Raw genomic sequence first — 8077 nt, forward strand, 5'->3', positions numbered from 1 at the left:
AGGACCAGGCTCGGAAAGCCCAAAGAGGGGATATGTTTATCCTCCCCCTCTTTTCATTTATCAGATGGAAGCTATTTAGATAGCTATTCTTCCTTACTTCTTCTTTCTGAATATCAAATTCACCAAGAACAGAATAACAATGGCTCCAATAGCCCCTGTCAGGATAGACCTAATCCATCCTTCTCCTAGTGAGATCTTAAACACGCGCTCCAACAGCCAAGATCCCACACCACTCCCCAGAATACCAATAACGATATTCCCGAGAAGTCCTAATCCACGACCCTTGTAGATCGTTCCTCCTAGCCATCCAGCAATAGCCCCAATGATGAGTGTTGCGATAATGCCCATAAGTCTTACATTAAGTTAGGACATGAAGGCAAACATTACTACCTAGAGAGCAAAAGAGCCATTATATAGTCATCTTGTCGCACACCACCCCAAGCCCCAAGTACAATAGTACTGCTACAGAGACACAAACAGAAGATAGGAGCCCTCTTCTATACACGTGTGTACACATCTGTATACCCACCTGTACACAACAGTGTACACGCGTGTACACTGTGCCCCTCTAGTCGAAGGTTAAGGAAGGGCAGACGAAAGCATCATATCATAATATACAGAAGGAGTAGAGCGGATATAGTTATTTGGATAAGGGGGCGCCACCTTTGTGGGATTATAGTCTCTGGTTATTGTAGTATAGACAGACTCTGTTGCAGTCTTTTGCACTTTCATCTATCTTTGCAATGTAATAGAAACAAACAACGAATAACGATTATGGACATTCTATCAATCACGGGTATCACACCCGCACATGCAGCTAAGGTATCTGAAGGCCTTCAGCAGCTCCTAGCAGACTTCCAGGTGTACTACACGAACCTCCGTGGTTACCACTGGCACGTACGTGGTCCTCAGTTCTTCACCCTACATGCTCAGTTCGAGAAGATGTACGACGAAGCTGCTGAGCACATCGACGAGATCGCAGAGCGTCTCCTACAGCTCGGTGCTACACCTGAAAACCGCTTCAGCCAGTATCTCAAGAAGAGCCAGATCAAGGAGCAGACCGAGGTACGCCAGCCCTCTGACATCATCCCCCAGATCCTAGACAGCCTAAAGACGCTCATCGCTCAGGAGCGCAAGGTAGCAGATCTAGCAGACGAAGCTGGTGACATCGCCACCGGTGACCTTATCTCTGATCTCATCGACGGGCAAGAGAAGTCCGTTTGGATGATCGCTTCCCTACTCGGGTAACCCAGCCTTATGAGGAGGGATCAATTCGCCTAGAAGTACCCTCCCAACCGACATTCAGTAAAAGGGGAAGTCCCCCAAGGTGCCTAGTCCTAGATAAAGCACCTTGGGGGACTTCCCCTTTTATCACACCTCTTCCCCGAGCTCCTCCTCCCCGATGAGAAGGATGCCGAGCCCCCCAAAGACAATAATGAGAGGTGGGAACGAGGCAAAGAGAAAGCCTCATCTGTACCCATGTCTGGGTGACAGATGAGGCTTCACTGCTTTGTGTTGCTTTGGGGCGAAGCTTACTTCACCTTAGCCACGATGGCCTTGAAGGCCTCAGGGTGATTGACAGCGAGGTCAGCGAGGACCTTGCGGTTGATCTCGATACCCTGAGCGTGCAGAGCACCCATCAGACGAGAGTAAGAGAGTCCCTCCAGACGAGCAGCGGCATTGATACGCTGGATCCAGAGTGCACGGAAGTTGCGCTTCTTGTTCTTACGGTCACGGAAGGCGTAGGTGAGACCCTTTTCCCAAGTATTCTTGGCGACGGTCCAGACGTTACGACGAGCACCGTAATAGCCACGAGTGAGCTTGAGGATGCGCTTACGCTTCGCACGCGAAGCTACGTGATTGACTGATCTTGGCATGATTGTTTCTTCTTTGTGATTGGTAGCGACCTGCCTCGGGCGAGATAGCCTCTGCAGATACTTGTCTTTTGCTTACCTCTCTGTTACTGAATGATCGTTGTCTAAACTTGCCGGATTAGCGAAGGCGGAGGAGCTCCTTGACTTCGCGTTCGTCCACCTTGTCCACAGTGGTGAAGTAGGTGAGGTTACGCTTTTGCTTCTTCGTCTTCTTCGTCAGGATGTGACTCTTGAAGGCATGTTTGCGCTTGATCTTACCAGAGCCAGTGAGCGCGAAACGCTTCTTAGCGCTGGAGTTTGTCTTCAGCTTAGGCATTTTCTTTCTATTTATATGAGTTACTATATGACCCTACTCCACTGACGCAGCCTATGCGCGAGGTGCAGGGATGGGGATTATCTATTGGGAGGCTAGTCCTCGCTGGAGATCTCTTCGACCTCCTCGGCATCGGACTTAGTAGCCTTATCCTTCTTGGGGGCAGAGGAAGCGACCTTCTTGGGGGCAATCATGATGGTCATACGCTTACCCTCTAGCACGGGCATACTCTCTACACGACCGTAGTCCTCGAGATCATTGGCAAAGCGCAGGAGAAGGACTTCACCCTGATCCTTGAAGAGGATAGAGCGACCACGGAAGAAGACATAGGCCTTGACCTTCGAGCCCTCACTAAGAAAGCCCTTAGCGTGCTTGAGCTTGAAGTTGTAGTCGTGGTCATCAGTCTGAGGTCCGAAGCGGATCTCCTTGACGACGACCTTAACGCTCTTTGCCTTCTGTTCCTTCTGCTTCTTCTTGAGCTGGAAGATGAACTTCTGGTAGTCTACGACACGGCATACTGGTGGGTTGACATTGGGAGAGATCTCGACGAGATCAAGCTCTTGGTCATTTGCGATACGAAGAGCTTGCTGGATCGTATATACGCCCTGCTCTACATTGTCCCCGACGAGACGAACCTCTTTGACACGGATAGCTTCGTTCGTGCGGTACTGGAACTTTTGTTTGTTGTCTACTGCCATTCAGTATTGTTAATTGTAAACTACCACCTTAGGTCTCTACTTACCCTCAGTATGCCATGCATTAAGCTGACGGGAGACCTCCTGAGTGATTTGCTCGGCAAAGGTAGTGATTTTCATCGAACCCTTATCACCTTCACCTTGCACACGTACAGATACTTCGCCTTCCTGCGCCTCTTTCTCACCTACGATGAGCATGTAGGGGATACGCTTGAGCTCGTTGTCACGGATCTTACGGCCGATCTTCTCATTGCGGTCATCCACCTGAGTGCGGATATCCTGAGCGTTGAGCTGAGCAGCTACCTGATGGGCATAGTCGTTGAACTTCTCACTGATGGGCAGCACGACGACTTGGTCGGGGGTAAGCCAGAGAGGGAAGTGACCTGCTGTATGCTCAATAAGCACGGCGACGAAGCGCTCCATCGACCCGAAGGGGGCACGGTGAATCATGACAGGGCGGTGCTTCTTGTTGTCTGCGCCGGTGTACTCTAGGTCGAAGCGCTCGGGGAGGTTGTAGTCCACCTGGATCGTACCCAGCTGCCAGCGACGGCCTAGAGCATCCTTGACCATGAAGTCGAGCTTAGGCCCGTAGAAGGCTGCTTCGCCGTATTCGATCTTGGCAGGGAGTCCCTTCTCGGCACAAGCCTCGATGATGGCCTGCTCGGCACGCTCCCAGTTCTCCTCGCTACCGATATACTTATCGCGATTGACCTGGTCACGCAGAGAGATCTGTGCCTCGAAGCTCTCGAAGTTCAGTGCCTTGAAGATGATGAAGATGATATCCATCACCTTGCAGAATTCCTCCTTAATCTGGTCAGGACGGCAGAAGAGATGGGCATCGTCCTGCGTGAAGCCACGTACACGTGTCAGCCCATGAAGTTCACCACTCTGCTCATAGCGATAGACCGTCCCAAACTCGGCGAGTCGCTGAGGGAGGTCACGATAGGAATGTGGACCAAGAGCCTTGAAGATCTCACAGTGGTGAGGGCAGTTCATTGGCTTGAGCATGAACTCTTCGCCTTCCTGAGGCGTTGTGATGGGGCGGAAGGAGTCCGCACCATACTTAGCCCAGTGACCCGAGGTCACATAGAGCTGCTTCGATCCGATATGTGGGGAGATTACCTGCTGGTAGCCAAACTGCTTTTGGATTTGCTTGAGGAAATCCTCTAGACGAAGGCGCAACTGCGTACCACGGGGGAGCCAGAGGGGAAGCCCCGAACCTACGTTCTGAGAGAAAGCGAAGAGCCCAAGCTCCTTACCGATCTTGCGGTGGTCTCGCTTCTTGGCTTCCTCGAGAAGGGTCAGATACTCATCGAGCATCTTCTTCTTGGGGAAGGTGATCCCATAGAGGCGGGTGAGCTGCTTGCGCTTCTCGTCTCCACGCCAGTAGGCACCAGCTACACTGAGGAGCTTGATGGCCTTGATATAACCTGTATTGGGCACGTGTGGTCCACGGCACAGGTCGGTAAATTCGCCCTGTGAGTAGGTCGTGATCGTACCGTCAGGTAGGTCGGCGATGAGCTCTAGCTTGTACTCGTCGCCCTTCTGTGCAAAGAACTCCGTGACCTCCGCCTTCGTAATATCTCTACGAATGATAGGCTCCTTACGGGCTGCGAACTCTGCCATCTTGGCCTCGATAGCCCCGAGGTCAGCGTCACGAAGCTGTACTCCCTCGCCTAAGTCAATATCATAGTAGAAGCCATTCTCGATAGCTGGACCGATACCGAACTTCACACCAGGATAGAGAGCCTGGAGTGCTTCGGCCATGAGGTGGGCACTGGAGTGCCAGTAGGCATATTTCCCCTCGGGGTCATCCCACTTGTAGAGCTTTAGCTCGGTATCTTCCTTTAGGGGACGCATCAGGTCCCATATCTGTCCATTTACACCTGCTGCTAGCACGTCCTGCTGGAGGCGAGGGCTGATGCTACCAGCTATATCCCAGGAGGTCGTCCCTACGGGATATTCTCGCTGACTGCCATCAGGGAATGTTACTTTTATCATTGAGCTCATTACGATATATAAGTCTGGATGAGTGATTGTTCAGAAAAACCTTGTCTAGCTACAAAGATACGACATATCTACCACACAATATCCTCCTATCCACCATTATTATATATGTAGGACAGACTCCACGAGCCTGACTAGACCGCATGCCAAGCCCCTTAAAAGACTCTCTCCTCCATATCATTGGACTAGGACATATACGAGAGACGGCGTCCACCCTTTTCATAGGGGACGCCGCCTCATACAGGTTTATATGGTACTCTGCACTCCAACGTGACATAAATGGACGAAGGGACAGAGTAGAGAGGGGGAAAGGGGAAAAATTCCCGTACCAAGACACAACAGGCTAGGCATAGAACTGGGAGCTCCATACCTCCATGATACATGGGTCTATTGACTATGTAGTGCGCTTGGTGTGTGCATCGTAGTGTGTGGTGTTATTCACGGGCAAAGGTACAAAATATCTTCACCTATTATACTACTAGCCCAAGAGTCTACCCTTGCTATCCCATGCCTCGAGAGCTGCGAAGAGCTCCGACTCCACCCTCTCAGACTCGGCTGTGGCGCATGCCTAGTAGCCAAACCAGCGCACTACGTACGGCCAAGTAACTAAGGAATGCGACCCAGAGCCCATGGGCTCCTAGCGAGCCGATCACCGCTGCATATACCACGAAGAACGCTCCCCCAGCGACCAGCATCGAGATACCCATCGTCCGACTATCTGTCGCCCCGACAAGTATCCCATCCCACAGGAACGCCGCAAAGGAGACCAGTGGCACAAGAGCCATCCAGTAGCGGAACTCCAGTGCTCGCTCCAGCACAGCCTCCTTGTCCGTCAGCATAGAGAGGAAGGGCTCGGGGACGAAGGCATAGAGCACTGCGCCGATCGTGGCCAGTAGCAGTCCTATACGGAGGACAGCAGGGATGATACGTCTCAGTCGAGCTCGATCCTGAGCCCCGATAGCCTCACCGACGAGCGCCTCCGCTGCGTAGGCGATCCCATCCATGAAGTAGGAGAAGAGCGTGAAGAGCTGCATCAAGAGACTATTAGCAGCCAAGGTCGTCACTCCGATCATCCACCCTGCACGAATGAAGAAGAGGGTCACTGTCTGTAGGGTGAGTGTACGTATGAGGAGGTACTTCCCTACGTGGAAGTAGCGAACGAGTGTCGGTGGGTGCCAGAGATAAGTCCGAGAGAAGAGCCTAAGAATACGTCTATGGTAGTGCCAAGCCCCCACACCGAGAGCAAGGACAGCTGCATATTGTGCTAATGCCGTACCGAGAGCCAGCCCCCCTACCCCCATCCCTAGAGGGAAGGCTAGAATGTAGCTAAAGAGGATATTGGCAAGGTTGCTCCCGATGCTCACCCCCATGACGAGCTTCATGCGCTGCACTCCGATGAGCCATCCATTATATACATATAGGAGCAGGGCGGCCGGCGCCCCTAGGAAGGAGTAGCGGAGATAATCCTGTGCCTCCAGCGAGAGTGTCGCTGAGCCCTCCTGCAGCAGGTCTGCAGCAGGACCTATATAGAGTGGGCGAAGGAGCACGAGTAGTAGCCCCACCCCGAGGGCAATAATTGACCCTGAGGATAGCTGGCGTAGAAGAGCTCGCACGTCTCCTGCCCCCCAAGCCTGAGCCGTGAAGCCCGTCGTCCCCATACGTAGTAGGCTCCAGATGCCGATAACGAAGTGTGTCACGGCTGCTCCGATGGCGACCGCTGCGATACTCTCTGAGCGAGCCATGCGTCCCGCCATAGCTGTATCGCAGAGCATCAGGAGCGGGACAGTAATATTTGATAGTATATTGGGCAGGGCGAGAGCCCATATCTTGCGCCCTATGGGGGCATGTAGCTGATCTTGCGTCATTAGATTTGCACGGATCACCCTATCCACGTACGCTATGGTGGAGGGACATCATACTATAAATATACTTCGCTATATGGATAGGGAGAGAGCATCAAGCCTGAGTCTGTTGCTCGAAGACGATGAGTAGGACATCTCCTATCTCCAGCACTAGCTTCCCCTTAGGCACCATATAGTTATCTCCTCTGCGTACGAGGATGACGAGCTCCTCCTCCCTGAGGTCGATCTCCATCAGGCGACGCCCCGAGGAGAGCATCTCCTGGGTCACTTCACGCTCCACCATCTTCGTCCCAGTATGCTGGGGGATCTCGACCCCGAAGAGGCTCACCTCGTTCTTAGCCTCCTCATCCAGCTTCAGCAGACGTGCCACAGCTGGCATCGTACTACCCTGTATGAGCAGGGAGAGCAGGGTGATGAAGAAGACGATATTGAAGAGCGTCTCCGCTCCCTCCACTTGGCTCATCAGAGGATATGTTGCGAAGATTATCGGCACAGCGCCTCTCAGCCCCACCCAAGAGAGGAACCAGCGGCCACGCATACTGATACTCGGGAAGAAGACGAGACATAGGTGGACGGCTAGTGGACGAGCCACGAAGATCATGAAGAGCCCCGCTAGGAGCGCAAAGCCTGCTATCGGCAGGAGGCTATGGGCATCGACAAAGAGGCCTAGAATGATGAAGAGGGCGATCTGAAGGAGCCAAGTCAGCCCATCGAAGAAGGTAACGATACTCTTCTTATGTACGACCTTCCTATTCCCCACGAGTACCCCCATGATGTAGACAGCGAGATAGCCATTGCCCTGCAGGAGAGTCGTAGCAGAGAAGGTGAGGAAGACGGCGCAGAGGAGCAGGATCGGATAGAGGGCTTCATTACCGATATTAGCCTTATTCAGGAGCTTGACAGTGAGCCACCCCATCGCATATCCCAGCAGTCCCCCTACGGAGAACTGCAGGAGGAAGGTCACGAGGATGCTCCACGTCGAGCCATCCTCATTTCCACCCGTGACATACTGAATGAGGGCTATCGTGAGCATGTAGGCCATCGGGTCATTACTCCCACTCTCTAGCTCTAGGATCGGACGAAGGCCTTCCTTGAGGTGCATATTCTTGGAGCGAAGGAGCGCAAAGACCGAGGCCGAGTCTGTACTTGACATCGTGGCAGCCAGCAGTAGGGCGATCGGGAAGGAGAAGTGCACCGGAGCCCAGCCTAGCTGATCGAGCCCGTAGAGGAAGGCTCCGAAGCAGAGCGTCGTCAGCAGTACCCCCAGCGTAGAGAGTGTAATCCCAGGGCCTAGGATCGGACGGATCTCAGCGAACTTCGTCTCCA

8 protein-coding genes are annotated in these 8077 nt (G+C 52.9%); 1 reads left to right on the forward strand and 7 read right to left on the reverse strand.

Going from position 1 to position 8077, the window contains the following annotated elements; translation table 11 throughout:
• Window positions 1-93 precede the first annotated feature (93 nt).
• Window positions 94-348 carry a GlsB/YeaQ/YmgE family stress response membrane protein gene (locus QZ554_RS07545; RefSeq protein WP_297195546.1) on the reverse strand — a complete coding sequence of 85 codons (255 nt, stop codon included), beginning with the start codon at window positions 346-348 and terminating at the stop codon, window positions 94-96.
• A gap of 426 nt (window positions 349-774) precedes the next feature.
• On the opposite strand from QZ554_RS07545, the gene QZ554_RS07550 reads away from it, so the two are divergent.
• Window positions 775-1248 carry a Dps family protein gene (locus tag QZ554_RS07550; protein ID WP_297195548.1) on the forward strand — a complete coding sequence of 158 codons (474 nt, stop codon included), beginning with the start codon at window positions 775-777 and terminating at the stop codon, window positions 1246-1248.
• Window positions 1249-1532: 284 nt separating this feature from the next.
• Here the strand turns inward: QZ554_RS07550 and rplT are convergent, their stop codons facing one another.
• From rplT to QZ554_RS07580, 6 genes are all read right to left on the reverse strand, one after another.
• A complete protein-coding gene (gene rplT / locus QZ554_RS07555) occupies window positions 1533-1877 on the reverse strand; it encodes a 50S ribosomal protein L20 (protein WP_005469617.1) in 345 nt (114 codons plus the stop codon).
• A 115-nt stretch (window positions 1878-1992) separates the two neighbouring features.
• Window positions 1993-2190: a 50S ribosomal protein L35 gene (gene rpmI, locus QZ554_RS07560; RefSeq protein WP_005469616.1), complete on the reverse strand. Its 198-nt coding sequence runs from the start codon at window positions 2188-2190 to the stop codon at window positions 1993-1995.
• Between the two features lie 92 nt (window positions 2191-2282).
• Complete coding sequence (infC, locus tag QZ554_RS07565; RefSeq protein ID WP_297195550.1) at window positions 2283-2885, reverse strand: translation initiation factor IF-3; 603 nt, start codon at window positions 2883-2885, stop codon at window positions 2283-2285.
• Window positions 2886-2921: 36 nt separating this feature from the next.
• Entirely contained in the window at window positions 2922-4883 is a 1962-nt protein-coding gene (gene thrS / locus QZ554_RS07570) for a threonine--tRNA ligase (protein WP_297195552.1), read from the reverse strand.
• Window positions 4884-5434: 551 nt separating this feature from the next.
• Entirely contained in the window at window positions 5435-6754 is a 1320-nt protein-coding gene (locus QZ554_RS07575; protein ID WP_297195554.1) for an MATE family efflux transporter, read from the reverse strand.
• 91 nt (window positions 6755-6845) lie between these two features.
• Window positions 6846-8077: potassium/proton antiporter (locus QZ554_RS07580; protein ID WP_297195556.1), on the reverse strand; the 1232-nt coding region annotated here is incomplete at its 5' end.

The sequence above is a fragment of the uncultured Porphyromonas sp. genome (assembly GCF_915070105.1).
Taxonomy (GTDB): Bacteria; Bacteroidota; Bacteroidia; order Bacteroidales; family Porphyromonadaceae; genus Porphyromonas.

What these genes read in the sequence shown, in the direction of transcription:
- QZ554_RS07545 (WP_297195546.1), bottom strand. Translation starts at nt 348, where the DNA reads ATGGGCATTATCGCAACACTCATCATTGGGGCTATTGCTGGATGGCTA.
- QZ554_RS07550 (WP_297195548.1), top strand. Translation starts at nt 775, where the DNA reads ATGGACATTCTATCAATCACGGGTATCACACCCGCACATGCAGCTAAG.
- rplT (WP_005469617.1), bottom strand. Translation starts at nt 1,877, where the DNA reads ATGCCAAGATCAGTCAATCACGTAGCTTCGCGTGCGAAGCGTAAGCGC.
- rpmI (WP_005469616.1), bottom strand. Translation starts at nt 2,190, where the DNA reads ATGCCTAAGCTGAAGACAAACTCCAGCGCTAAGAAGCGTTTCGCGCTC.
- infC (WP_297195550.1), bottom strand. Translation starts at nt 2,885, where the DNA reads ATGGCAGTAGACAACAAACAAAAGTTCCAGTACCGCACGAACGAAGCT.
- thrS (WP_297195552.1), bottom strand. Translation starts at nt 4,883, where the DNA reads ATGATAAAAGTAACATTCCCTGATGGCAGTCAGCGAGAATATCCCGTA.
- QZ554_RS07575 (WP_297195554.1), bottom strand. Translation starts at nt 6,754, where the DNA reads ATGACGCAAGATCAGCTACATGCCCCCATAGGGCGCAAGATATGGGCT.